At 55.2% G+C, this 24,500-nt stretch carries 22 protein-coding genes; 12 read left to right on the top strand and 10 right to left on the bottom strand.

Annotated elements, in window-relative coordinates; translation table 11 throughout:
• Window position 1 precedes the first annotated feature (1 nt).
• Window positions 2-961, bottom strand: coding sequence for an AraC family transcriptional regulator (locus tag ACQKE4_RS02060; RefSeq protein WP_427386666.1), 960 nt, complete (start codon window positions 959-961; stop codon window positions 2-4).
• A gap of 397 nt (window positions 962-1,358) precedes the next feature.
• On the opposite strand from ACQKE4_RS02060, the gene ACQKE4_RS02055 reads away from it, so the two are divergent.
• Window positions 1,359-2,561 (top strand): efflux RND transporter periplasmic adaptor subunit, encoded by a 1,203-nt coding sequence (locus ACQKE4_RS02055; protein WP_427386665.1) that lies wholly within the window; start codon window positions 1,359-1,361, stop codon window positions 2,559-2,561.
• A gap of 6 nt (window positions 2,562-2,567) precedes the next feature.
• The gene (locus ACQKE4_RS02050) at window positions 2,568-5,750 is read left to right on the top strand and encodes an efflux RND transporter permease subunit (protein WP_427386664.1); all 3,183 of its coding nucleotides are present in this window, start codon (window positions 2,568-2,570) and stop codon (window positions 5,748-5,750) included.
• On the opposite strand, the gene ACQKE4_RS02045 is transcribed toward ACQKE4_RS02050, so the two are convergent.
• On the bottom strand, window positions 5,723-6,682 hold the full coding sequence (locus ACQKE4_RS02045) for a sodium-dependent bicarbonate transport family permease (RefSeq protein WP_427386663.1): 960 nt from the start codon (window positions 6,680-6,682) through the stop codon (window positions 5,723-5,725). The genes ACQKE4_RS02050 and ACQKE4_RS02045 overlap by 28 nt on opposite strands.
• A gap of 145 nt (window positions 6,683-6,827) precedes the next feature.
• Here ACQKE4_RS02045 and ACQKE4_RS02040 point away from each other — a divergent pair, with 145 nt between their 5' ends.
• On the top strand, window positions 6,828-7,808 hold the full coding sequence (locus tag ACQKE4_RS02040) for a LysR family transcriptional regulator (RefSeq protein ID WP_427386662.1): 981 nt from the start codon (window positions 6,828-6,830) through the stop codon (window positions 7,806-7,808).
• A 101-nt stretch (window positions 7,809-7,909) separates the two neighbouring features.
• Here the strand turns inward: ACQKE4_RS02040 and ACQKE4_RS02035 are convergent, their stop codons facing one another.
• Window positions 7,910-8,878, bottom strand: a complete 969-nt coding sequence (locus ACQKE4_RS02035; RefSeq protein WP_427386660.1) for a chromate resistance protein ChrB domain-containing protein — start codon at window positions 8,876-8,878, stop codon at window positions 7,910-7,912.
• 81 nt (window positions 8,879-8,959) lie between these two features.
• Here ACQKE4_RS02035 and chrA point away from each other — a divergent pair, with 81 nt between their 5' ends.
• Window positions 8,960-10,336 carry a chromate efflux transporter gene (gene chrA / locus ACQKE4_RS02030; RefSeq protein ID WP_081195074.1) on the top strand — a complete coding sequence of 459 codons (1,377 nt, stop codon included), beginning with the start codon at window positions 8,960-8,962 and terminating at the stop codon, window positions 10,334-10,336.
• Window positions 10,337-10,403: 67 nt separating this feature from the next.
• Here the strand turns inward: chrA and ACQKE4_RS02025 are convergent, their stop codons facing one another.
• A complete protein-coding gene (locus tag ACQKE4_RS02025; RefSeq protein ID WP_427386659.1) occupies window positions 10,404-11,774 on the bottom strand; it encodes an MFS transporter in 1,371 nt (456 codons plus the stop codon).
• 33 nt (window positions 11,775-11,807) lie between these two features.
• A complete protein-coding gene (locus ACQKE4_RS02020) occupies window positions 11,808-12,083 on the bottom strand; it encodes a metal-sensing transcriptional repressor (protein ID WP_427386658.1) in 276 nt (91 codons plus the stop codon).
• A 130-nt stretch (window positions 12,084-12,213) separates the two neighbouring features.
• Here ACQKE4_RS02020 and ACQKE4_RS02015 point away from each other — a divergent pair, with 130 nt between their 5' ends.
• The 3 genes from ACQKE4_RS02015 to ACQKE4_RS02005 are packed head-to-tail and all read left to right on the top strand — an operon-like array spanning window position 12,214 to window position 14,159.
• On the top strand, window positions 12,214-12,582 hold the full coding sequence (locus ACQKE4_RS02015) for a hypothetical protein (RefSeq protein WP_139790094.1): 369 nt from the start codon (window positions 12,214-12,216) through the stop codon (window positions 12,580-12,582).
• A 52-nt stretch (window positions 12,583-12,634) separates the two neighbouring features.
• Window positions 12,635-13,369: a HupE/UreJ family protein gene (locus tag ACQKE4_RS02010; protein WP_290840243.1), complete on the top strand. Its 735-nt coding sequence runs from the start codon at window positions 12,635-12,637 to the stop codon at window positions 13,367-13,369.
• A 16-nt stretch (window positions 13,370-13,385) separates the two neighbouring features.
• A complete protein-coding gene (locus tag ACQKE4_RS02005) occupies window positions 13,386-14,159 on the top strand; it encodes a hypothetical protein (RefSeq protein WP_427386657.1) in 774 nt (257 codons plus the stop codon).
• A 114-nt stretch (window positions 14,160-14,273) separates the two neighbouring features.
• On the opposite strand, the gene ACQKE4_RS02000 is transcribed toward ACQKE4_RS02005, so the two are convergent.
• Entirely contained in the window at window positions 14,274-15,209 is a 936-nt protein-coding gene (locus ACQKE4_RS02000; RefSeq protein WP_427386656.1) for a TauD/TfdA dioxygenase family protein, read from the bottom strand.
• A 218-nt stretch (window positions 15,210-15,427) separates the two neighbouring features.
• Between ACQKE4_RS02000 and ACQKE4_RS01995 the strand changes: the two genes are divergently transcribed.
• Genes ACQKE4_RS01995 through ACQKE4_RS01975 form a run of 5 tightly spaced genes read left to right on the top strand, consistent with a single transcriptional unit; the run spans window position 15,428 to window position 20,344 of the window.
• A complete protein-coding gene (locus ACQKE4_RS01995) occupies window positions 15,428-16,462 on the top strand; it encodes an ABC transporter substrate-binding protein (RefSeq protein ID WP_427386655.1) in 1,035 nt (344 codons plus the stop codon).
• Complete coding sequence (locus ACQKE4_RS01990; protein ID WP_427386653.1) at window positions 16,462-17,319, top strand: ABC transporter ATP-binding protein; 858 nt, start codon at window positions 16,462-16,464, stop codon at window positions 17,317-17,319. Before ACQKE4_RS01995 ends, ACQKE4_RS01990 begins: the two co-directional genes overlap by 1 nt.
• On the top strand, window positions 17,316-18,623 hold the full coding sequence (locus tag ACQKE4_RS01985) for a threonine synthase (RefSeq protein WP_427386652.1): 1,308 nt from the start codon (window positions 17,316-17,318) through the stop codon (window positions 18,621-18,623). Before ACQKE4_RS01990 ends, ACQKE4_RS01985 begins: the two co-directional genes overlap by 4 nt.
• Window positions 18,610-19,491 (top strand): ABC transporter permease, encoded by an 882-nt coding sequence (locus ACQKE4_RS01980; protein WP_427386651.1) that lies wholly within the window; start codon window positions 18,610-18,612, stop codon window positions 19,489-19,491. Before ACQKE4_RS01985 ends, ACQKE4_RS01980 begins: the two co-directional genes overlap by 14 nt.
• 22 nt (window positions 19,492-19,513) lie before the next feature.
• Window positions 19,514-20,344: a hypothetical protein gene (locus ACQKE4_RS01975; RefSeq protein WP_427386650.1), complete on the top strand. Its 831-nt coding sequence runs from the start codon at window positions 19,514-19,516 to the stop codon at window positions 20,342-20,344.
• 166 nt (window positions 20,345-20,510) lie between these two features.
• On the opposite strand, the gene ACQKE4_RS01970 is transcribed toward ACQKE4_RS01975, so the two are convergent.
• The 4 genes from ACQKE4_RS01970 to ACQKE4_RS01955 are packed head-to-tail and all read right to left on the bottom strand — an operon-like array spanning window position 20,511 to window position 24,483.
• Window positions 20,511-21,590, bottom strand: a complete 1,080-nt coding sequence (locus tag ACQKE4_RS01970) for a sulfate/molybdate ABC transporter ATP-binding protein (protein WP_427386649.1) — start codon at window positions 21,588-21,590, stop codon at window positions 20,511-20,513.
• A gap of 34 nt (window positions 21,591-21,624) precedes the next feature.
• A complete protein-coding gene (gene cysW, locus ACQKE4_RS01965) occupies window positions 21,625-22,512 on the bottom strand; it encodes a sulfate ABC transporter permease subunit CysW (protein ID WP_427386648.1) in 888 nt (295 codons plus the stop codon).
• A 12-nt stretch (window positions 22,513-22,524) separates the two neighbouring features.
• Window positions 22,525-23,355 carry a sulfate ABC transporter permease subunit CysT gene (gene cysT, locus ACQKE4_RS01960; RefSeq protein ID WP_427386647.1) on the bottom strand — a complete coding sequence of 277 codons (831 nt, stop codon included), beginning with the start codon at window positions 23,353-23,355 and terminating at the stop codon, window positions 22,525-22,527.
• A gap of 60 nt (window positions 23,356-23,415) precedes the next feature.
• Window positions 23,416-24,483, bottom strand: a complete 1,068-nt coding sequence (locus ACQKE4_RS01955; protein ID WP_427386646.1) for a sulfate ABC transporter substrate-binding protein — start codon at window positions 24,481-24,483, stop codon at window positions 23,416-23,418.
• Window positions 24,484-24,500 lie beyond the last annotated feature (17 nt).

The raw sequence follows: 24,500 nt of genomic DNA, 5'->3' as shown, positions 1-24,500 counted from the left end.
ACTAAGCAGGCAGGGCCGCTACCCTTGCGCCGCGCAACTGGCTAACGTCTGCCCGCGGTGGCGCGCCGAACATGCGGCTGTATTCACGGCTGAAGTGCGAAGGGCTTTCATAACCTACTCGATAACTGGCGGTGGCCGCTTCGAGTCCCTCGGCTAACATTAACCGCCGTGCTTCGTGCAGGCGCAGTTTCTTTTGGTACTGCAGAGGCGACATACGGGTGACTTGGCGGAAGCTGTGATAAAGCGTCGATTCGCTCATATTGGCGGCGGCAGCCAGCTCACGGATCTTAAGCGGTTGAGTGTAATGCTCTTTCAAGGCATAGATGACCTGCGCAATCCGATTGGCCTGGGAGTCCGAGGCAGCAAAGCGGCGCATGTGAGGCCCCATTTCGCCCATGAGAGCCCGATAGATCAGCTCTCGTCGGGCCAGGGGTGAAAGCACTTTAATATCGTCTGGTGAGTCGAGCAGGCTTAAAAGTCGATAGAGCGCGCCCTGCATACGTGCATCCATGGGCGCGGATTTTAAGCCGCAATCCATCTCGGAGCAGATAGCATCATTCCCGGTAGACGGCGCTTTGTCGTCCAATTCCAGTATCAGTCCCGCTACTTCTTGAGGATCCACCGAGACCTTGACTGCGAGGTAAGGCTTTTCTGGGGTGGCATGGTCAATTCTGCCTACCACCGGCAGGTGAACGGCGCTCGCCATGTAACTGGGGCCGGTGTAGACAATCTCCTTGTCTCCCAGTAACACGGTCTTGCTGCCCTGAATGACAAAGCACAGGCAAGGCTCATAAACAGCACAATGAAAGCTGGTAGGGGCATCAGCACGCACCAGTTGCACCTCGGCAATCGCCGTATCCTGCAGTTCTTCCAGGGGCGACCAACGACGAACGACTTGGCTCAATTGCTGCGGCAGGCTGCCGCTGAAATGGGTGATCTGGTCAGGGGCGATAACGGTCACGGGCTCTCCTCCTTAACAGTTCGCAGTATAGGCCTTCGTTCAAGGAATCGAAGGCTTTTCACTTGGTTTTGCAGAATTAGGCAAGCACTGCGTAGAAACCGACAAGGAGCACTAAGAGTCATCACGTTGTCATCATGCCTATGCACCGAAGTGGGGCGTAACTCGCCACCCACGTCTGGTTACCCCTTCCACTTGCCACGACAGAATTAGGCAATTTTCCCGCAGGAACCTGATACCTCCCAAGCTCTTCCTTCACCTATGTTAGCTGATATCTGACCAGCGTTTGGTCGCTAGTCGAATCTGGTGCTGCTTAACCGACTATATAACTACCAACGCGATACCCATCTATATAACGAACGCCGCTACCGGATGACGGTAGCTATGGGAGCAAGTCATCATGGGAAGTCTGTTTCAAAGAGCCCGCTTTGCAAGCAGCCGGGCGGTGATCCCGTTCCTGCTGGTAATGGCCTTATTGGCCGGGTGCGAGGCCAAGAGTCAGGAGGCGGCTACGACTTCGCCCCCTCCGCCACCGGAAGTTGACGTAACGGAAATAATTGCTCAGCCAGTAGTGCTGAGCGAATCGTTCACCGGTCGGGTGGAAGCCGCTGAAACGGTGGAGTTAAGAGCCCGGGTGAGCGGCTATATCCAGGAGGTGGCGTTTGAAGAGGGCGAACTAGTAGAGCAGGGAGACCTGCTGTTTCTGATTGATCAGCGGCCATATCAGGCCCGCGTTAGCGCCTCCCAGGCAGATCTTGTCCAAGCCAGGAGCCAACTGGCTCAGGCTGGTAGCGAAGCCGAGCGCGCCCGGGTGTTGCTGGGGCGTCAGGCCATTTCCCAAGAGGTGCATGACCAACGTCAATCGGCCCTTAATAATACCCGCGCCATGGTGGATGCTGCCCAAACGGCATTAGATACCGCTGAGCTAGACCTTGAGTACACCCGCATGACCGCGCCGGTGAGTGGCCGTACCGGTCGGGCAATGGTGACCCGGGGCAATTTGGCCAATGCCGATCAGAGCCTGCTGACTACGCTGGTCACCATTGATCCGGTACACGTTTACTTTGAAGCAGATGAGCAGGCCGCGTTTGCCAGCCATGCATTACTGAGCAACGGGGAGTCGAATAACCTGATAATCGAACTGGGCGGCGACCCGCAGCGGCAGTACACGGGCACCCTGGACTTTATCGACAATCGCTTAAACCCCAATACGGGCACCCTGCAATTCCGGGCGGTGCTGGCCAACCCGGATGGCCGCATACGGCCTGGAGAGTTTGCACGGGTCGAAATGCCGGTCGCTCGTTTAGAGCAAGCATTACTGCTAGATCGTAAGGCAGTGTTGACCAACCAGGATCGCCGCTACGTCTATGTCGTCGATGAGAATAACCTGACAGAGCAGCGCCAGGTAACCACAGGGCGCCAAGTGGCAGAACGAACGGTTATCACCGATGGGCTACAACCGGGTAATCGAGTGATCGTCAATGGCGTGCAAAAAGTGTTCTTCCCAGGAATGGAAGTGAGCCCGCAAAGCGTAGCGGCCGCCCCGGCGGCTGATGCCCCTATTTCCGACGACCAGCCCACCATTGCTGCCAGGGAAGAGTAAACCGTCATGAACTTCTCCCGTTTCTTCGTGGACCGACCGATTTTTGCGGCGGTGCTGTCGATCATTATTCTGGCGGTGGGGCTAATCTCCATTCCCAATCTGCCGATTAGCGAGTACCCGGATGTCGTGCCGCCCTCCGTGGTGGTGCGTACGGTGTATCCCGGCGCCAACCCGCAGGAGATCGCTGAGACGGTCGCCACGCCGCTGGAAGAAGCCATTAATGGCGTTGAGGACATGATGTACCTCAAGTCCGTTGCGGGTTCTGACGGCGTGCTGCAAATGACCATCACCTTCCGTCCTGGTACCGATGCTGAGCAGGCCGCCGTTCGGGTACAGAACCGCGTCAGCCAGGCCGAGGCCCGGCTGCCGGAAGCCGTGCGTCGTCAAGGTGTCACTACCCAGAAGCAGTCGCCGACGTTTCTGATGGTCGTTCACCTAACCTCGCCCAGCGGTGAATACGACACCCTCTATTTGCGCAACTATGTGCGGCTGAATGTGCGAGACCGTCTCGCCCGGCTTGAAGGGATAGGGGATGCGCAAATCTTCGGCGGAGGTGACTACGCCATGCGCGCATGGCTAGATCCCGGTCGGATCGCTGCCCGCGGCCTGACGGCCAGCGATGTAGTTGGGGCTATGCGAGAGCAGAACGTCCAGGTGTCCGCTGGGCAGTTGGGCGCCGAACCCATCGCAGATAGCGATTTTCTCACCCTGATTAACGCCCGTGGGCGGCTGGAAACGGTGGAAGAATTTGGTGACATCGTGCTGAGCCGCGGCGACAGTGGCGAGATACTCAGGCTTGCGGATGTAGCTCGGCTGGAAATGGGCGCCGGAGACTATACGCTGCGCTCGCAGTTGGACGGCAACAACGCGGTTGGTGTGGGAATATTCCAGGCACCGGGTGCCAATGCGCTGGAGATTCGCGAGCAGGTGATTGCCACCATGGAGGAGCTGTCCGAGCAGTTTCCTGAAGGTGTTGAGTACGAAGCCGTCTACGACACCACGATCTTTGTTAATGACTCTATAAAGTCAGTGATAGCCACTCTACTGGAAGCCGTGCTGCTGGTGGTGTTGGTGGTCACGCTATTCCTGCAGACCTGGCGAGCTTCTATCATCCCATTGCTGGCGGTGCCGGTATCGGTGATCGGCACCTTTGGAGCACTCTACCTGCTGGGATACTCTATTAACACGTTGACCCTGTTTGGCTTGGTGCTGTCCATCGGCATCGTGGTGGACGACGCCATCGTGGTGGTGGAAAACGTCGAGCGGAACATTGAGGAGGGCCTAAAGCCCCAAGCCGCCGCTCATCAGGCTATGCGGGAAGTGTCCGGGCCTATTATCGCCGTGGGGCTGGTGCTGTGTACGGTGTTTATCCCCATGGCCTTCCTGTCGGGGGTGACCGGTCAGTTCTATCGGCAGTTCGCGGTGACGATTGCAATATCTACGGTCATCTCCACGATTAACTCGCTGACCCTGTCACCTGCGCTGGCGGCGATGTTGCTCAAACCCCACAACGCGCCTAAAGATCGACTCACGCGGGTGATCGATAAACTGTTCGGTTGGATCTTTCGCCCCTTCAATCGCTTTTTTAACGCCAGCTCTACTAAGTACCAAAGTGGCGTGGCCCGCTCGCTGAAGCATCGTGGCGCAGTATTCTTGGTCTACGCACTGCTGCTGTTGGGCACCGGCGTGATGTTCAAGGCGGTGCCGCCTGGGTTTATTCCCGTGCAAGACAAGCTCTACCTAATTGCGGGCGTCATTCTGCCTGAGGGAGCCTCGCTGGAGCGAACCGACCAGATGCTTCAGGATGTTGTGGATATTGCCATGGAGACTGAAGGTGTGGAACACGCCATTGCCTTTCCTGGCTTGAATGCGCTGCAGTTCACGAACACCTCCAATACTGGGTTGGCCTTCCTGACTCTCAGCGCTTTTGGTGAGCGCAGCCTGAGTGCTGCGGAAATAAACGCTCGAATCAACCAAGGCATTGGCGGTTTGAAAGAGGGCTTTGCATTCTCGTTTATGCCGCCGCCGATTCTCGGGCTGGGCAATGGTTCCGGTTTCCAGCTGTTTATCGAGGATCGCGGTAATCTTGGCTATGGGGCATTGCAGGAGGCACTTAACCAGCTTCAGGGCGCGATTGCGCAAACGCCGGGCATGGGCTTTCCGATTAGCAGCTATCAGTCTAACGTGCCGCAGTTGGATGCAGAGGTGGATCGACTGAGAGCCAAAGCCCAAGGCGTGCCGCTAACCGAGCTATTCGACACTCTTCAGACCTATCTTGGTTCGACCTATGTCAATGACTTCAATCGCTTTGGACGCACCTGGCAGGTGATTGCCCAGGCAGACGCCCCTTACCGGACCAGCGTGGAAGATATCGCCCGGCTGCGCACCCGCAATGACCAGGGGGAAATGGTGCCGATTGGCACGATGGTGGATATCAGGCAAACCTTCGGCCCAGACCCGGTGTTACGTTACAACGGCTACCCGGCGGCGGATCTGGCTGGCGAGTTTGACCCCCGTGTACTCTCTTCAGCCCAGGCGATGGATGCTATTAACGCTCTGGCGGAAGAGGTGTTACCTCCAGGCATGGTGCTGGAGTGGACCGACCTGAGCTACCAGCAATCCACTCAGGGTAATGCGGCGATGATCGTCTTCCCGCTGTCGATCCTACTGGTATTTCTGGTATTGGCCGCGCTTTACGAGAGCTGGACGCTGCCGTTAGCAGTAATTTTGATTGTACCTATGTCGATGCTGGCGGCGCTGATCGGCGTTTGGTTTGGTGGTGGCGATAACAACATCTTCGTGCAGGTAGGGCTGGTCGTGCTGATTGGGCTGGCATGTAAGAACGCTATCCTGATCGTGGAGTTCGCCCGGGAGCTGGAACTGCAGGGCATGAGCATAGTAGATGCGGCCCTGGAAGCCTGCCGTTTAAGGTTGCGGCCTATCATCATGACCTCAATTGCCTTCACGGCTGCCGTGCTGCCCTCTGTGATTGCCACAGGAGCGGGGGCTGAAGTAAGGGCTGCGCTGGGTACCGCCGTGTTTGCCGGCATGATTGGTGTGACCATGTTCGGTTTATTCCTCACACCGGTGTTCTACGTGGCGCTGCGTAAGCTAGCTGGCCCGCTTGTCAGCCATCACAGCGGTACCCTTGATGTTAGCGCTCAACCCGCCAGCCAACCCCAGAGTTGATGATAGAGCGGAATACCGATCAGCACGTTGAAGGGGAAGGTGAGCCCCAGTGAGGCCAGCATGGCAAGCCCAATGTTGGCCTCTGGAATGGCGGCGCGAATGGCGACGGGCGCGGCAATGTAAGAGGCGCTGGCGGTAAGGCTTGCCAAAATAACCGCCGAACCAGCGGGTAGCCCCAGCCAGTAGGCCATCCCCAGGCCGAAGCAAGAGAGCAAGATAGGCGCCGTTAGCGCGAACATGATCAAGCGGCTATGCCCCCAACGCAGGCTGCGCAGTGTTTCTGCTGCGACCAGGCCCATCTCCAACAGGAACAGCGCCAGAATGCCATGGAAGGCTTTGGTATACAGGCCAGTCACCGACTCACCCGCATCGGGGCCGTATAGCCAACCAATAAGTACCCCACCCACCAGCAGAATCACGCCACGATTGGTGAGGGTCTCGTGCCACAGTCCGGATGTTTTGATCGGTGCTGATGTTGGGTCGGTGGTTTTGTCACGGCTGAAGCGCCTGTAAAGCAACAGGCCCAGCATGATGGCCGGGAGCTCAAGCAGTACCAGATAAAGCGTCACCTGTCCGCCGGTCACCAGATTATGCGCTTCGGTGTACGCCAGGGCCACGGCGAACGTACCGGCGCTAACGGAGCCGTAGTGGGCCGCAAGGCTGGCGCTGTCGGCAATGGAGAGCCGCACCAAATAGTGAACCACCGGAAAGATAATCAGTGGAATGATGATCCCAAGTAAGGTGACGCCAGCCAGTTCGATCAGCAACGATAGGCTCAAACTACCATGAAGCGCCATGCCGCCTTTAAGGCCGATCGTCAGCATGAGCAGCAGGCTTAAAATATCGTAAGCGGCTTTAGGGATACTGAGGTCTGAACGCACCACACCGGCAACTACACCTAGCACAAAGAACATGACCACAATATCCGGCACGGCTTTTCTCCTTAAAGGGGTTATGAGGCGGCCACTTTAACGATTCGCTAAGATTGATGAAAACAAATAATATTTATATAGTCATAGATGATTATCTATGCTGTCTGCCTGTATGGTCTGTCTATGAGAACTGGCTAAGCAAAATATGAAAATACGCCAACTTACCTTTCGCCTGCTGCAGGTTTACGCCGATGTAGTGCGCTCGGGCTCTATTACCGCGACGGCCAATCGGCTTCACTTAACCCAGCCAACCGTTTCTCAGCAGCTTAAACGGCTGCGAGAAATTGTTGGTGAGCCTATTGTGTGTCAAGAAGAAGGGCGCATTGTGCCCACCGAAGTGGGCCAGGCCCTATATCAGTTAAGTCAGGATCTGCTTAGCCGCGCCGATGTGTTTAGCCAGTACCTGGATGAGTACAACAGCGGCGGGCGCGGCCACTTTAGTATCGGCTTAGTGAACACCGCGCAGTACGTGCTGCCGCGGCTATTAGGGCCATTTAGCCAAGCGAACCCACAGGTAGATGTGACGGTGGAAGTGGGTAATCGCCAGCAAATGCTTAACCGCTTTGAGCGCCATGAAGATGATATTTACGTATTTAGCCACCCGCCTATTGATGATGGCGTATCGGCCGCGCCTTTCTTGAGTAACCCGCTGGTCTTGGTGGGGCCAGAGAACTGCCGATGGGCAGGGGTGGAAGGCCTCACCATGAATGATCTCAAAGAGGAGCGCTTTCTGCTGCGCGAACCCGGCTCTGCGACCCGGCATACCTTTAACGCCTGGCTGGATAGCGCGGGCATTGAACTGCGCTCCACCCAGCAGATCGCAAGTAATGAAGCGATCCGCCTTGCGGTGGCGTCCGGCATGGGGCTGGCGGTGTTATCACGCCACATCGTTACGGATTCACCCAAAGGCGTTCAGGAGTTGCCTTTGCAAGGTTTTCCGCTGAAAAGCCGTTGGCACTTTGTGGTGCGCCGTGAGCGGCGCCTGCCGCCAGCTGCCTATCGCTTTTTGAGCTCCGTACAAGGGGCGCTTGCCCGTGAGTTTGAAGAGCCTGAAGGCGAAGCTGCCGTAGCCGAGCTGCTCAAGGCGTTAAATCAAGCGCGCCGCCCCCTGTCCAAGCCGCAGTAAAGTGCGGGTAGCCGAACAGTTTGGCATCCGCTATTTACCTTCTTCATGTTCCCCTCGGTCAGCTGACGATGGGGCTATCGGCGTCGTTAAGGGAGTGCGTATTATTGATTTTCTGAATTACCCACCTGGTAGGCGTGGTAGAGATCGTCAAGCAAAACGCCGATGTGCTCAAGCAGTACATCATCGTTTTCACAACGCTCCCTAGCCCCGGCTAACATGAGTTTCACACCGACTGCTTCGGGTACTGAGAGACCACCCACATCCAGGTAGTGAACTAGCTCGGCCACTCTGGTCAACGCCGGGTCACCTTCCAAGTTAAAACTTGCCAGCAGCACCTCAAACGTGACCTTGTCGTCGACATGGGTAAACGTGGCTCCATCGAAATCGAACCCCAACGCCTCCGGTGGGCACTGCGCGGGGCTTTCTAGCCACAGGAAGCGCGCCTCAGAGTCGATAAAGCGCTGGATTAACCAAGCCGATGCCACGCGATCCACCCAAAGTCGGCGGCGGGTGGCCCACACTCTTCCGCGAAATGCACTTCGATCTCGCTCAGGGATGTCGGCTTGGATTGCTTGAGGTTCATCAGGTACGAAGCAGCGGTTGTAGACTGCTTCAGCCTCCGCCAACGCCGCGATGGCGCGCTCTCTTCCTAACCCTGGGAAAAAATCAACCTCTACGATGGCCTGAAAACGCCGCTGTAGCTGAATTAATCGGCGCTGTGCTTCACGCTCCTCGAGTCCAGGGCATGCCTCTTGCCATTCGCTAACGTCCCCCACTAAATCCTGAAAATCTGAGGTTCGGTCAAATAGCGGCAGCAGCAGTTCGGTGGTGTCCATAGTGGATTCGTCCACTTCCAGCAGAAGGGCTTTGCCTCCCAGTTCCCGAACGGCATCAGCCTGTTGCTGCAGCGCTTCTTTACGTAATGAGTTTGCCGGTAATAGGTAGACCCCATCACGCATTACCGCTGCGCCCAAGCTGCGCAGTGCCCGCCAGATCCTCATGCGGGGTGTGCCCGCTCGTCCGCTGAGGCTCATGACCAGTATCAGCCAGTGTTGTGAGCTATCTGTCATGATATTTTTTCCGTTGTATGCGTAACATTCATGTTGTACATTCTACAAAATAATTTCTCAAACGTCTTTGGAGAGTGTGCCATGCCGCCCATCATTGAGTCGCCCCATCAAGTACCGTTCCGTGAGGCCGTTAGGGTCTGGTTACGAATCGCACTATTAAGCTTCGGCGGCCCCGCCGGTCAGATCGCCGTGATGCATCGCATACTCGTTGAAGAAAAAAAATGGATTGGCGAGCGCCGTTTTCTGCACGCGCTTAACTACTGCATGATGCTGCCGGGGCCAGAAGCGCAACAGTTGGCTATCTATATCGGTTGGCTGATGCATCGTACCAAAGGTGGCTTGGTCGCGGGCAGCCTCTTTGTGCTACCTGGTTTCATCGCCATTCTGGCCCTGAGCTACCTGTATGCCGCCTTGGGCAATGTGGGAGCCGTTGAAGGGCTCTTCTTTGGCCTAAAAGCGGCGGTTCTAGCCGTGGTGCTTAACGCTGTCGTCCGTATAGGTAAAAGGGCACTGAAAAATCAGATAATGCTTGGCATCGCCGCTGCCGCGTTTGTCGCCATCTTCTTTTTTGAGGTAGCGTTTCCGCTGATTATTCTAGGCGCGGCCCTTCTGGGGTATTGGGGAGGGAAACGTGGCATGACGGCCTTTCAGGTAGGAGGTGGCCATGGAAATGCCGACGAGTCAGTGCTTAGCGACCGAGACTCCCTACTGGGCGAAGGGCTGCCTGCCCATGCACGCCCCAATCGCCAGTGGTCGCTACGTATGTCAGGCACGTTACTCCTATTGTGGCTAACACCGGTAGTGCTGCTATTGGCCCTATTCGGCAGCGAGAATGTGTTCAGTCAGATTGCTTTCTTCTTCAGTAAGATGGCGGTGGTGACCTTTGGCGGTGCCTATGCGGTGCTGGGTTACGTCACTCAAGAGGCGGTGCAAAATTATGGATGGTTGGCACCGGGCGAGATGCTGGATGGCCTGGGCATGGCGGAGACGACACCGGGCCCGTTAATTCAAGTCGTGCAGTTTGTTGGGTTTATGGGCGCTTATCGTGAGGCCACAGGCCTTGATCCTATGTTGGCCGCAACGCTCGCCGCATTGCTGACCACGTGGGTAACGTTCGTACCTTGTTTTCTTTGGATATTTTTAGGGGCTCCCTATGTGGAGCGTTTACGTGACAACCGCGCCCTCAGCGCGGCGCTGTCCGCCATTACCGCTGCGGTCGTCGGGGTTATCCTCAACTTAGCCATTTGGTTTGGACTTCACGTTATCTTCGCTGACGTAGGCGAAAGGCACGTGATGGGAGCGCGACTTTTAGCGCCGAACTTAGCGTCCCTCGATTTACTGGCGTTGTTACTGGCGGCAGGCGCCATGATCGCGATTTTTCATTTCAAGGTTGGCATGCTCAAGGTGCTGTTTGGCTGTGCGTTACTCGGCGTTCTAGCCTCCCTGGTTAGCTTCTAATTACCTCACACTGTCAAGCTTGCTAGAGCCCACTTGAGGGCAATATCCCTCCGCCAGCTTTATCAGATCATGATGGCCATCGCGTATGGTGGTTATCAATGACAAATACATGTCGATGCGAGCCTGGGGAATGATGGTGGAAATGGCGATGAGGTTCCGGCCCCTCCCACCCTTCATGCTCGTGCTGATGATGTTCATCGTGGTAGTGCCGGTGGGTATGGCTTATGGGGATGTGCTCGTGCTCAACAATCATCGGGTCACGTCTATGCCAGATAAGAGCTGTGAGCGCCGTTGCCGCCAGGGCCACCGCTCCCAGCAAAGCAAACGTCCCCTTCAGCCCAAGGTTCACCCCCAGCCAGCCTGCCAGCGGATAGGTGACCAGCCAACAGCTGTGTGACAACGAAAACTGGGCAGCAAACAGCGCTGGACGATCCTCGGGCTGGCATGAGCGCTTGAGCAGGCGCCCGGTGGGGGTCATGACCAATGAGGCCCCTGCGCCCAGCAGTAACCATAGCCCGACAAGCCCCGCAAACGATGGGCCTAGCCAGCCCAGGTAGAGGCTGAGAGCCATCATAACGCCACCCAGCAGCATGACCGGCCGTTCGGACACCCGATCCAGCACCTTGGGCAACAGTAAGGCCACTAGCATGGAGCCCCCGCCTGCGGCGGCAAAGGCCAGGGCTACCTCTTTCTCGCCCAAACCCAACACCGAGCGCACGAGCACTACCGTGTTGACGATCTGCATGGCCCCGGCGGCTGATACCGCCAGGCTCAACGCCAGCAGCCCGCGCAGCCGGGGCGTCTTTAGGTAAATTCGCGTGCCATGGGTAACGCGACGCCAAACGCCGGGAACATCCTCTAGGGCAAGAGGCGCAGGCAGGGTCACCGATATCACCAGGGCGGCAGAAATAAAGAAGGCCAATGCGTTGAGTACGAACAGGACATCAAAACCCATCACCATCAGCAATGCCGCCGCCGCCATCGGGCTAAGAAGGTTTTCTAAGTCATAGGCGAGGCGCGACAGGGATAATGCTCGCGTGTACTGCTCTTCGTTTTCGAGAATGTCGGGGATGGTCGCCTGGAAAACGGGCGTAAAGCCTGCTGAACCAGCATTGAGCAGAAAGATCAGTACATAGATTTGCCACACCTCGGTAACAAACGGCAGCGTGCAAACCACGGCTGCACGCAGCAAGTCGAGGCTAACCAACAACGTGCGTCGAGGTAGGCGTGAGGCGTAGGCACCCACCAGTGGGGCAATACCCACGTAGGCGAACATCTTGATCGCCAGCGCTGTGCCTAATACGACACCCGCCTGCCCCCCAGCAAGATCATGAGCCAGTAATGCCAGAGCAACCGTGGTTAGACCGGTACCAATCAGTGCAATGACTTGAGCGAAAAAGAGATGGCGATAGACGCGATGGGCAAGTACATCAAGCATTGAGCGTTCCTCAAGTGAGGGGCTTAGATGCGTTTACAGGTAGCGGGCGATGGCCTTGAATTCTTCAGCCCGCGCCCGATGATTTTGATTGTGAGTATCCAGGGCTTCGTCTAGGCAGTGGTCGATATGATCTAAAACCAAGGTACGTTTGGCCTGTTGAATGGCTTTCTCAACCGCATGGAGCTGCTGTGCAATGTCCAGGCAGTGGCGACCGTCCTCTATCATCTGCGTCACGCTCGAAAGGTGTCCCCGAGCGCGGTTTAAGCGCTTGATGATATCGGGATGTGACTGGTGAGTGTGTATGGTCATTTTCTTTTCCCTTATTATATTCCTATCCCCCTGGAGGGGATGTTAATCTATTGCTGGTTTTCTGCCAACGTTATAGTTCAAAGCAGACGGCTATCGATTTCTTTTTTTACATTCATCTTGGTTGCTTTACATGCTCAATCGGCTGCGCCACCGCCTTGGCTATCTGACCCTGCTGTTGGTGTTCCTGCCTAGTCTGGTAATCACCAGTGTGGGCGAGGCGCGTGCGCATGGGGCGGCGAGCATGATGGGCGTTGAGCCGTCTCTCCACGAGAATGTACAGAAAGGCCATGGGCATACCCATGGTCACGAGCATGAGGACGGCCGCCACCTCCATAATGAGAGTGGCGGCCACTTTCACGAAAAAGCGGATCGGCTCGGGTCGGGCATTACCATTGAGCCAAACTTCCGCAACGCCCTGCGGCTAGGTGAACGAAGCGGTCTACCGCTGCGTCGCGTCTACCGCTTTGAGCGTCCTCCACGGCCTGTCATTGCTGGATGACTGAGGCCGTCTGCCTGACGGCCATTCCTAATGACAGACCCGTGGAGGTTTTATGTTTCCATCCCAAATAGGGGGTGCGTTCGGCTTGTCTGCTATGAACCGGCGCCACGCACTGACCCTTCTCACATTGCTGGTGTTGCTCCTGGGAGCCAGCGGTGAAGCCCTTGCCCACGCTGTTGCTGAAGGCGACAAAGGGTACATCCAGGAGATCTATGGCGTTCACCTGATCTCGTTCGTCTATCTCGGTGCCAAGCACATGGTGACGGGGTATGACCACATCCTGTTTTTGCTAGGGGTTATCTTTTTCCTCTATCGAATGCAGCACATCGCTATCTACGTCAGCCTCTTTGCGATTGGTCACTCGACGACCATGCTGCTAGGGGTGTACTTTAATATCGGCATCAATAGCTACCTGATCGATGCCATCATCGGGCTCTCCGTTGTCTACAAAGCACTCGATAACATTGGTGCGTATCAGCGCTGGTTCGGCTTTCAGCCCAATACCAAAGTGGCAACGCTGGTCTTTGGCCTGTTTCATGGCTTTGGATTGTCGAGCAAAATCATTGAATACGATATCTCCTCGGATGGGCTGGTTCCCAATCTGCTGGCGTTCAATGTCGGGGTGGAAATAGGCCAGCTATTGGCCTTGGGTGCGATCCTCATTGGCATGGGGTTTTGGCGACGCACTGCCGGTTTCTTACGCCACGCCTATACCGCCAACGTCGCCATGATGTGTGCTGGCTTTATGCTGGTCGGTTATCAGCTCACCGGCTACTTCATCGCCTAATTCAGGAGAGACCTAAATGTACAATACCGATCTTCCCACCCGTGCCGAGCTACCTTCGACGGGTAAATTACTTCGATCTACATTGCTGGCTGCGGTAATAGCCATTGCCCTATTGGTCACCGTGGTGTTGCCCGCAGAGTATGCCATCGACCCTACCGGCGCGGGCCGCTTGTTGGGGCTGACCGAAATGGGTGAAATCAAGAACCAACTGGCCGAAGAGGCCGAGCTTGACCAGGCCAACGACGAAGCCGCCGCCATGCAGGCATCACAACCCACTGCTCCTCAAGAGTCAGCAGGTGATAACCAGCCTACGGTCGCTACTGCTCCGCAGACTTCCGGCGTAGAGTCGGATCAAGCAGCCTCCTCTATAGGTGATATAGCTGAACAAGAGGTTGTGCAGCCCGAGGCTAGCCTAGTACTTGTTAACACGTTGGCCGCTGAAGAGGCATCCTCCCAAGCGAATGAAGAAGTGACCATGTGGAGCGATGAAGTGAGCTTCACCCTTACGCCGGGTGAGGGCACTGAGTACAAGCTGACAATGGAAGCAGGTGCTGTCGCAACATACGCCTGGGTATCTGATGGTGGGCCACTTAATTTCGACACCCACGGCGATGGAAATGGCAACTCAATCAGCTACGAAAGGGGTCGCGGCGTGCCTGAAGATGGAGGCGAATTAGAAGCCGCCTTCACCGGCAACCATGGTTGGTTCTTCCGTAATCGCAATGACAACGACGTAACCGTTGTATTACGCGTTGGGGGAGACTACGGAGAGTTGATTAAGGCTCTCTAAAGCAGTTGCCCCTAACGCTTTACTGAGCGTTAGGGGCTTTATCCTCCCAGCGTTGTTACAAGGCTGGGTGTTGATGCCATAGTATTGCGAGCTAAAGGGACAAACCATAGATAGCTACCCCACCAACCCCCATTCAACGACATCTGCCGTTTCATTGAAGTAAGGTCGATCGCCTTTCACCGTGACACGTTCACCTCTGCGTGCCTGCCCAGAGTAATCAAAAATAGCCCGGTGCTGGGTGCAGCGGTTATCCCAAATAGCCAGGCTGTTGGGTGTCCAGTTTAGGCGCACGGTAAACTCTGGCGTTTCCTGGTGGCGATAGAGAAACTCCAGCAGCGCCTGGCTCTCTGTGTGGGAAAGCTCAACAATTTCTCGTGTAAAGCCGCGGTTAACAAACAGGCTTTTGCGCCCGGTTTCTGGGTGAGTGCGCACCACGGGATGCACCGCCTCAGGGTAATCCGCGCCGTTCTTGAAGCCAAATTGACTGCGATCTTTAGCCGCTTGATGACCGTAATGGAGGCGATAAGTAGCTTCGCCTGAGTGAACGGCGGTTAAGCCTTCAAGCAGCGATTGCAAGGCGGGGGAAAGTGCTTCATACGCCGCATAACCACTACTGAACAGGGTATCACCGCCGTATTCAGGCACATCGCGTAGGTAAAGTAAACTTCCCAGCGGTGGCTCTATATCGCAAGAAACATCCGAGTGCCAATGGCCACCGTTAACCGCCCGCTTGCCGCTGCGAATGGCTTTCGGGTCGTTAGAGGAGTTGGCATCGGCCTCAATGGGGAAAATTTCCGGGTAGCCCTCAGGGCCTTTCGCCATAGGGTGAACGTGCAGATCGCCAAAGCGTTTGCCCAGTGCAATATGCTGATCCCGCGTGAGTGCTTGGTTACGCAAAATCACCACTTGGTACTGCAGAAATAACGACTTAAGCGTGGCAAAACCTTCGTTATCAAGGTGGGCGAGATCTAAACCTTCAATCTCGGCACCGATATGACCGCTTAGGGGGCGTACACGAAGCGTACTTTGTGTGAGTGGTAGCGATGGCATGTGTAATGCTCTCTTAAAAGGGAGTGTGAACTCACTATCGAAGAGCTTCTTCATGAACCCAAATAACTTAAATAACCGTGCTTTTTATGATTTAGATATCAGCAGGCAGTGAATAAGTAGTTCAGTTCTTCGCTGATAAGGACTTCTCGAAAACTCACTTCTGAGTAATATCTGAACTTCATAAGGTGGCCTGACATTTAATATTCAGGAGCACCGCCATGACTCGAACGCTCATTAATAATTCTATTCGTACTTTTATTAGCACCTCTGGTTTAGCTACGCTGTTGGCGGTGTCGCTGGCAAGTGCAAGCCCCGCTCAAGCCGCAGAACAATTGCGTATCGCCGAACAGTTTGGCATCACCTATTTACTGCTCCATGTTGCTCGTGACCAGGAACTGATTGAAAAGCACGGTGCCGAGCGTGGTGTGGATATTGACGTGGAGTGGCTGCAGCTTTCAGGTGGGGCGGCCGTTAATGATGCGCTGCTCTCTAACAGTATCGATATTGCCGGGGCAGGGGTGGGGCCGCTGTTAACGGTGTGGGACCGGACTCATGGCAGCCAAAATGTAAAAGGGGTAGCGTCGCTCGGGGAGTTTCCTAACTTTTTGATCACCAATAACCCCGATATTCAGACACTTGAAGATATTGATGACAATGACCGCATTGCCGTGCCAGCAGTCGGTGTATCTGTTCAGTCGCGCTTTCTGCAAAAGGCGGTGGCGGATACCTTTGGGCAAGATCAGTTTGACCGCCTAGAAGGTAACACTGTTGCGCTACCAAACCCGGATGCTACGGCGGCACTCATCAGTGGCGGCACTGAAATCAATACCCATTTTTCGGCGATACCCTTCCAGTATCAGGCGCTTCAGCACGAAGGTGTGCATAAAATCATCGATTCTTACGAGATCATGGGTGGTCCTATCTCTCCCACCGTGCTTTACGCCACAGAGGCATTTCGTGCTGATAACCCTGAGGTCTACGCAGCGTTCTTAGATGCTCTTGAGGAAGCAAAAACCTTCATTGAAGAAGACCCACGCGAAGCGGCAAATATCTATCAGCGCCTGAGTGGTACGCAGCTGGATGTCGATTTTCTTGAGTCGATCATTACCGATGAGCAGGTGAGTTTTTCGCTGGTGCCCCACAACACCTTCCCCTTGGCAGAGTTTCTGTTTGATGTCGGCGCAATACGTAATGAGCCTACCTCATGGCAGGACTACTTCTTTGACGATATTCATGCCTGGGAGGGGAGCTAATGTCGATTGCATTACGTAAGCGCCATGTGCCGGGTGAGGCCTCGCTGGATCGCGAGGCTTACTCACCGACGAATACATCATCCGCAGCAGTAACTCCCAGGCTGGCAGTGAACAACGTCACCCTTGAGTACCGAACCCGTCAGCATGTCGTTAAAGCAACGCAACAGGTGAGCTTTAACGTGCAGGAGGGGGATCGGTTTGTCCTGCTGGGCCCATCCGGTTGCGGCAAGTCCACGCTGCTCAAAGCCATCGCCGGTTTTCTAACCCCTGCAGAAGGCAGCATTCGCCTGGATGGCAACACCATTCATGGCCCAGGGCCTGACCGTATCGTGGTGTTTCAGGAGTTTGATCAACTGCCTCCCTGGAAAACCGTCAAGCAGAACGTCATGTTCCCGCTGGTGGCTTCGCGCACCTTGGGGCGCAAAGCGGCGGAGCAGCGGGCGTTAGAAACGCTAGAAAAGGTTGGTCTGGGGCGTTTTGCGGATGCCTATCCGCATACGCTTTCCGGTGGCATGAAACAGCGTGTGGCCATCGCCCGTGCGCTGGCCATGCGGCCACGGGTATTGCTGATGGATGAACCCTTTGCTGCACTCGATGCGCTCACCCGGCGCAAAATGCAGGAAGAGTTGCTGGCGTTGTGGGAGCAAGAGGGCTTTACGCTGCTGTTTGTTACCCACTCTATTGAAGAAGCGCAGGTGGTTGGCAACCGGGTGCTGCTGCTGTCACCCCACCCAGGCCGGGTACGCGCCGAGCTAGGCTGCGCTGACGATAGCCTGCACAGCTTGGGAAGCGAAGCCACCAAAGCCCGCACCCAAACCATTCATCGGCTGCTGTTTGAAAATGAGGTGGCCCCATGAGTGCGTTAGTCAGCCCGCGTGTAGATGAAAAAATCACTCCGTTAGCAGGTCAGCGTTATAGCTATGTTGAAGGGCTTTACTGCCCACGCTGCGCTACCAAGTATGCCCACCAGCACGTTCAACGGCTTTGCCAATGTGGCTCGCCACTCTTGGTGCGTTATGACTTGGAGGCGCTTAAAGCGTCATGGTCGAAGGCGGATCTTGCCTCGCGCCCCTGGAGCCTGTGGCGTTACCACGAACTGCTACCGGTAACCTCGCCAGACGCCATCGTCAGCCTAGGTGAAGTGGTCACACCGCTGATCGAGTTGCCTGCGCTGGGTGCCGATATGCGCTTGGATAACCTAGTCATGAAAGACGAGGGGCTACTGCCCACGGGTTCATTCAAGGCGCGCGGCGCGGCGGTGGGCATATCCCGTGCGAAAGAGTTGGGTGTTACCCATTTAGCCATGCCAACCAATGGCAATGCCGGTGCCGCATGGTCGTTATATGCCGCCCGGGCAGGCATTAAAGCCACGATCAGTATGCCGGTAGATGCCCCCTTTATTACTCGCCAAGAGTGTGCCGCTGCAGGTGCCAGCCTAACCCTAGTCAATGGGGTGATTAGCGATTCAGGTAAGCAGATTGGCGAGTGGGTAAAAGCCACCGGTCACTACGATGCTTCCACCCTCAAAGAGCCGTATCGCATTGAGGGCAAAAAGACCATGGGGCTGGAGTTAGCCGAGCAGCTCGGCTGGCAGTTGCCGGATGTGATTCTGTACCCCACGGGCGGTGGCGTGGGGCTGATCGGTATTTACAAAGCCTTGCAGGAGCTTCAGACGCTGGGATGGGTAACCGGCAAGCTGCCGCGGCTAATTGCCGTGCAAGCCAATGGTTGCGCGCCCATTGTGAAGGCGTGGCAAGAGGGCGCTCGAGTATCCGAATTCTGGGAGCGCAGTCATACCCATGCGTTTGGGATCAACGTACCCAAAGCACTGGGGGATTTTCTGGTGTTAGACGCCCTATATGCCACCAGCGGCCGCGCCATTGCAGTGAGTGAAACGGCGATTCGTTGGGAGCAAACCCGGGCGGCACAGCTAGAGGGTACCTTTGTATGCCCTGAGGGCGCCGCTGTTCTCGCTGCCGCAAGGGAGTTAAGCACACTCGGCGAAATCGGCACTCATGAGCGTGTAGTGGCGCTGAATACCGGCGCAGGCATCAAATACCCGGATAGCCAATCGTTTCATGTTGATGTGCTGGATAAACAGAGCGCTATTCCCATTGCAGGTTTCACCACGGCATTAGGAGATTCCCATGAGCGTACATGACCTGCGTGGCCCCGTTGATCCACGCGTTGATCGCTTCTTTGATCTTCCGCCCGTTGATGTGCGCGAGCTAAAAGTCGCTCGCAGTGTTGGCCAGCGGCTGTGGGAACAAAGCGTGATGCGTAAAGCCGTCATTCTGTTGCTGTTGGTGGTCGCCTGGGAGGTAGTTGCCAGGGTACAGAACAATCCGCTGATGCTGCCCAGTGCCATGGAAACCGCGAGTGCCCTTTGGCATGGGCTGGCGTCAGGCGTTCTACTGGCACGGGTAAGTGCATCGCTGAGCGTGCTGCTAAAAGGCTTTGCCTTGGGTGCGTTTCTCGCCCTGGCGTTAACGACCTTGGCGGTCTCAACCCGCATTGGGCGAGATTTGCTCACCACGTTAACGTCCATGTTTAGCCCGCTGCCCGCCATTGCCCTGTTGCCGCTGGCGCTGCTGTGGTTCGGCCTGGGCGAGGCCAGCTTGATCTTTGTATTGGTGCACTCGGTGCTGTGGGCCATGGCGATCAATATTCACGCAGGCTTTCAAGGCGTTTCAGAAACGCTACGCATGGCCGGGCGTAACTACGGGCTCAAGGGGCTGCGCTATGTGGCCTTCATTCTGATTCCCGCAGCGCTTCCGGCGCTGCTGGCGGGGTTGAAAATTGGCTGGGCGTTTGCCTGGCGCACCCTGATCGCCGCCGAGCTGGTGTTTGGTGCTTCTTCAGGCAAAGGCGGGCTTGGCTGGTACATCTTCCAGAACCGTAACGAGCTTTACACCGATAACGTTTTTGCAGGCTTGGTCGTCGTCATTGTGATTGGCCTGCTGGTGGAAAACATCTTCTTCGATAACGTCGAGCGCCTAACGGTGAAGCGCTGGGGGATGGTGCGCTGATGCCGAAAAAGGAGACTTTCTAATGCCGTTAACACAAGTCACCCACTACTTAAATGAGCACCTCGACGTTTTTAATCCAAACGCCAGCCTGCGACACCATGCGGCGTTTTATTGGGAGAGTGAGCGGATATGGGCGAAACTCTCCAATCTGACACTGTATCCATCGCAACAGCCTATTTTCTCATTAGATCGGTTAGATATTGCTGCCTGGGAAGCCGGGGTGGAAATTCGTGACCAACACGATGTACCTCACCCATCAGACTGGCTCTATTTTCTCTCGTGGAACCAGGAAGATGTGGTTTTTTTAGACCGTTTTTTACGGGTTCTTCATGCCTTGAATCATTTGGCCCTGAATGGGGCCAATGCAAAGCCGCTGATTGTCGATGTGCACTGGCGCCATATCCAGGCCGTCGAGGTTTCTCATGGTAGTGTTTTTGAAAGCCTGTTAACCCAGTTGGGGCTGCATCCTAGCCAAGTGGTCTTGCGGCTAGATGGCTCAGTGGTACTGGAAGAGGAGCATGCTCAGGCCGCAGCCCATAGCTTTCACCAGCGTGGCTATCCACTGTTGGCACAAGCCGTGCCGTTGGGTACTACTGCTAACGAGTGGCAGCGGTTGAAGCAGAACGGTATACGCTGGGTAACGCCACCGCCGGATGCATTGCCGCTGGCGCGCAAAAGTCGCGAACACTTCCCCCGCTTAACGGAGTGGAGCAAGGATGCGAGACGCGCAGGCTTAAATGTGTGGTGGCCAAAGCTTGATCGACCTGGAGACTTGGGAATTATGACCCAGTTGGAGCCGACGTTGGTGAGTGGTTTATTAATGGAGAATAGTATCGAGTTATCGCAGGCATAAACGCCACTCTTGTTTACCTTTGTTAACTTTCAATATCACTCAAGGCCCATCCACCCAATCAATAATGTCACGCGGCCCATACCATGAGGCTGGTTGGGTTTTGTCAGGAGGGGAAGCTGGCCGCTGGTGCTGCTTGCACCAGCGACGCCACTTTCTCATTAGGCCCTTAGCCGTTTGAAACACGTTCATCCGGCAAGAACACGCGGCTGTAAGTGGGGCGAATCCAGGCATCACCACCCTGTGCTAAGCCTAAGGCGCGGAAGCGGTGCTTGGTAAGCTCTGCGTGAACAAGCTCTTCGCTATTGTCGGTGCGCAGTTCAAGACGAACGGTAGGGCCTACTACCGATACCACCTCAATTTTGGCATGCAGTGCATCTGAGTGTTCACGCCCGGCGAATACCTCAATCTCATGTGGCCTTACATACGCCTGACCTTGCTCATTTTTGTAGCCTTGAAATTCAGGCGCTGGCAGTTGCACATCGCCAATGCGGGCGATCCCATCATGAACACGCGCATGAAAGAGGTTCACATTGCCGAGGAATTGGTACACAAAAGGGTTGGCCGGGTGGTCATAAACATCCTCCGGTGAACCATCCTGCTCAACGCGGCCTTTGTTCATCACCACAACCCGGTCTGAGACTTCCAGCGCCTCCTCCTGGTCATGGGTAACGAACACGCTGGTCACGTGAATATCGTCGTGTAATCGGCGCAGCCAGCGGCGTAGTTCGGCACGCACTTTGGCATCCAGTGCGCCGAAAGGCTCATCCAGCAACAGCACTTTAGGCTCCACCGCCAGGGCACGGGCCAGCGCAATTCGTTGGCGCTGGCCGCCAGAGAGCTGATGTGGGTAGCGGTGGGCGGTCCAGTCCAGTTGTACGAGTTCCAGCAAACGCATGACTTTCTGCTTAATTTCATCTTTGCTGGGACGGGTTTTGCGTGGCCGGACGGTTAACCCGTAAGCGACGTTTTGAAACACGGTCATATGCTTGAACAGGGCATAGTGCTGAAACACAAAGCCAACACCGCGCTCGCTGACGTGCAGGTCAGTGGTGTCTTCGCCGTGAAAGCGGATTCTGCCGGTGTCTGGCTGCTCTAGTCCGGCTATGATGCGTAAAAGCGTGGTCTTGCCGGAACCAGAAGGGCCGAGCAGGGCAGTGAGTTCGCCATCACGGAACGTTAGGCTGACATTGTCGACCGCGACAAAGTCGCGAAAGTGTTTATTAACGTGATCGATTTCGATGCTCATAAATAGTCTCTTATCTCTATGATGCGCTGAGGGATCAGGCGGCGGCTATACGTTGGCGGCGTTCATCGTTCCACTCAACGGCGCTCTTAATCGCAATGGTGACTAGTGCAAGGCCTGTCAAAAGCGAAGAGACGGCAAAAGCGGCGGTAAACATGTATTCGTTGTAGAGCACTTCAATGTGTAGGGGCATGGTGTTGGTTTCACCGCGAATGCGACCTGACACCACCGCTACCGCGCCGAATTCACCCATGGCACGGGCATTACACAGAATGATGCCGTAAATGAGTCCCCACTTAATATTGGGAAGGGTGACGTACCAGAAGGTTTTCCAGCCATTGGCACCGAGCGTTAACGAGGCTTCCTCTTCCTCTTTACCCTGCTGCTGCATAAGAGGGATCAGCTCTCGGGCAATAAATGGTAGCGTTCCAAAGGCAATGACGATGACGATGCCAGGCACGGCAAAGATAATTCGCATGTCATGGGAAGATAGCCATGGCCCCAGCCACCCTTGTGAACCGAACAAAATCACGAAAATTAAGCCCACCACCACAGGTGAGATAGCAAACGGCATATCGATCAGTGAGATCAAAATTGATTTGCCGCGGAACTCAAATTTGGCGATAGACCACGCTGCCGCCACCCCAAAGAGCGTATTAAGCGGCACTACAATCGCCACGATAAGTAACGTTAAGCGAATGGCAGATAGCGCATCAGGATCACTTACTGCCGCATACCAAACCCCGATGCCGCGTTCAAAAGCGCCGTAAAGCACCACCGTCAGGGGAAGCACTAAAAAGAGCGTTAAAAACGTTAAGGCAATGGTGATTAAAGTGATGCGAATCCAAGCGGGCTCTTCGGTGGCGCGTCGCCAGCGCTTGGCAATGGTGTCATTGGTATCAATAACCGTTAATGGCGTTGTCACGGTACTCTCCTGTTATCCATGGCGGCGGCTGGCCCACCACTGCAGTCCGTTAATGATTAACAGCATTAAAAATGCTGCCACCAGCATTACGGTGCCAATCGCAGCTGCCCCGTGGTAGTCGTACTGTTCTGCTTTAGAGACGATCAACAGCGGCGTAATTTCGGTACGAAACGGCATGTTGCCGGAGATAAACACCACCGAACCGTATTCACCTAGTGCACGGGCAAACGCCAGTGCGTAACCGGTTAGCAGCGCTGGGAAAAGGGCTGGAAAGATAACGCGGCGAATAGTGGTAAGCCGATCCGCCCCAAGGCTTGCCGATGCTTCTTCCAGCTCCGCTTCTAAGTCTTCCAATACTGGCTGCACGGTGCGCACAACGAAGGGTAGCCCGATATAGGTTAGGGCAATGACGGCACCCAGTTGTGTATAGGCAACGCGTATACCAAAAATATCTAGGTACTGGCCCACCCAACCGGTGCTGGCGTATAGCGTCACTAGTGCGATACCGGCTACTGCGGTGGGGAGGGCAAAGGGTAGATCCACCAGCGCATCCACAAAGCGCTTACCTGGAAACCGGTAGCGAACCAGTACCCAGGCAACCAATGCGCCAAAGACCAGATTGATCGTTGCTGCAATTAACGAACCACCAAACGATAGCTTGTAGGAGGCCACCACCTGCCGCTGGCTAATTGCATTCCAAAACGTCTCCCAGCTCATGGTGGTGGTGTAAAGCAAAAAGGCACCCACGGGGATCAGAAACACCAGGCCCATGTAAAGCAGGGTGAACCCCATGGTAAGACCGAACCCGGGAATGACCCGGCGTTTGACTAAGGTGATCGACATATAGGCTTCCCACTAAAATGCCAGGAGGCGTAAACCCCCTGGCAGGTTGGTCAAACTCGATTACTGGGTGTTGATCGCTTCAAGAATGTCGTCGAAGACACCGCCATCGTTAAAGAAGCGTGGTTGGGCTTCTTGCCAGCCACCAAAGACGTCATCAATCGTGAAAAGGTCTAACCCTGGGAATTCTTCGCTGTACTCGGCCAAAATTTCCTGATTGCTAGGGCGATAATAATGTTTAGCCGCTAAGTGCTGCGCTTCATCAGAATAGAGATGTTCCAAATAGGCCTCAGCGACTTCTCGCGTGCCCTTTCGGTCCACATTGGTATCAATGATGGTGACAGGTGGTTCTGCCAAAATACTTAACGATGGCACGATAATTTCGTAATCACCTGCGCCCAACTGCTCTACAGATAGAATGGCCTCGTTTTCCCATGCGATGAAAACGTCACCCAAACGACGTTGTACGAAGGTGTTAGTCGCGCCACGGGCACCTGGATCCAGTACGGGAACGTTTTCGTAAACTTGGCGAACGAACTCATAAGTCTGTTCTTCATCACCATCGAACTGCTCTAATCCATAACCCCATAGCGCCAGGAAGTTCCAGCGTGCACCGCCTGAGGTTTTCGGATTAGGGGTAATGACTTCAACGTCTTCACGCGCTAAATCATCCCAATCTTGAATGTTCTTTGGATTGCCATCACGTACTAGCAACACAATGGTAGAGGTGTAGGGAGAACTGTTGTTAGGTAGACGGGATTGCCAATCCTGAGGAATCAGGTCTGCGCGGTCATGAAGGGCGTCTATATCGTAAGCTAGCGCAAGCGTGGCAACATCTGCATCAATACCATCAATAATGGCACGGCCTTGTGAGCCTGAGCCGCCGTGGGATTGGCGAACCGTGACAGTCTGGTCGTGCTCGGCTTGCCAATACGTATTGAATAAATCGTTGTACTCGCGATAGAACTCACGGGTGGGGTCGTAAGAGACGTTGAGTAACTCAACGCGATCGCTTTGAGCTTGCGCGGGTGTGCTAAGTGTAAGCGCACCAGTGAGTAAGGCACCGCCGAGAAGAATGGCGGCGGTGAGTTTGGAAAGCTGCCAAGTATTGGAAGAGTGAATAGTTTGCATAGGGGCTGCTCCAGTCA

The organism is Halomonas sp. NPDC076908 (assembly GCF_050269715.1).
GTDB lineage: Bacteria > Pseudomonadota > Gammaproteobacteria > Pseudomonadales > Halomonadaceae > Vreelandella.
This window is presented reverse-complemented; position numbering and strand designations above follow the sequence as displayed.

Bases quoted from the DNA above. Each gene is read 5' to 3' on its own strand.
- ACQKE4_RS02025 (WP_427386659.1), bottom strand. From the start codon at position 11,774: ATGCTTGATGTACTTGCCCATCGCGTCTATCGCCATCTCTTTTTCGCT.
- ACQKE4_RS01975 (WP_427386650.1), top strand. From the start codon at position 19,514: ATGCCGTTAACACAAGTCACCCACTACTTAAATGAGCACCTCGACGTT.
- ACQKE4_RS02055 (WP_427386665.1), top strand. From the start codon at position 1,359: ATGGGAAGTCTGTTTCAAAGAGCCCGCTTTGCAAGCAGCCGGGCGGTG.
- ACQKE4_RS02015 (WP_139790094.1), top strand. From the start codon at position 12,214: ATGCTCAATCGGCTGCGCCACCGCCTTGGCTATCTGACCCTGCTGTTG.
- ACQKE4_RS02035 (WP_427386660.1), bottom strand. From the start codon at position 8,878: ATGACAGATAGCTCACAACACTGGCTGATACTGGTCATGAGCCTCAGC.
- ACQKE4_RS02010 (WP_290840243.1), top strand. From the start codon at position 12,635: ATGTTTCCATCCCAAATAGGGGGTGCGTTCGGCTTGTCTGCTATGAAC.
- cysT (WP_427386647.1), bottom strand. From the start codon at position 23,355: ATGTCGATCACCTTAGTCAAACGCCGGGTCATTCCCGGGTTCGGTCTT.
- ACQKE4_RS02005 (WP_427386657.1), top strand. From the start codon at position 13,386: ATGTACAATACCGATCTTCCCACCCGTGCCGAGCTACCTTCGACGGGT.
- ACQKE4_RS01990 (WP_427386653.1), top strand. From the start codon at position 16,462: ATGTCGATTGCATTACGTAAGCGCCATGTGCCGGGTGAGGCCTCGCTG.
- ACQKE4_RS01970 (WP_427386649.1), bottom strand. From the start codon at position 21,590: ATGAGCATCGAAATCGATCACGTTAATAAACACTTTCGCGACTTTGTC.
- ACQKE4_RS02000 (WP_427386656.1), bottom strand. From the start codon at position 15,209: ATGCCATCGCTACCACTCACACAAAGTACGCTTCGTGTACGCCCCCTA.
- ACQKE4_RS01980 (WP_427386651.1), top strand. From the start codon at position 18,610: ATGAGCGTACATGACCTGCGTGGCCCCGTTGATCCACGCGTTGATCGC.
- ACQKE4_RS01995 (WP_427386655.1), top strand. From the start codon at position 15,428: ATGACTCGAACGCTCATTAATAATTCTATTCGTACTTTTATTAGCACC.
- ACQKE4_RS02040 (WP_427386662.1), top strand. From the start codon at position 6,828: ATGAAAATACGCCAACTTACCTTTCGCCTGCTGCAGGTTTACGCCGAT.
- ACQKE4_RS01955 (WP_427386646.1), bottom strand. From the start codon at position 24,483: ATGCAAACTATTCACTCTTCCAATACTTGGCAGCTTTCCAAACTCACC.
- ACQKE4_RS02050 (WP_427386664.1), top strand. From the start codon at position 2,568: ATGAACTTCTCCCGTTTCTTCGTGGACCGACCGATTTTTGCGGCGGTG.
- chrA (WP_081195074.1), top strand. From the start codon at position 8,960: ATGCCGCCCATCATTGAGTCGCCCCATCAAGTACCGTTCCGTGAGGCC.
- ACQKE4_RS02020 (WP_427386658.1), bottom strand. From the start codon at position 12,083: ATGACCATACACACTCACCAGTCACATCCCGATATCATCAAGCGCTTA.
- ACQKE4_RS01985 (WP_427386652.1), top strand. From the start codon at position 17,316: ATGAGTGCGTTAGTCAGCCCGCGTGTAGATGAAAAAATCACTCCGTTA.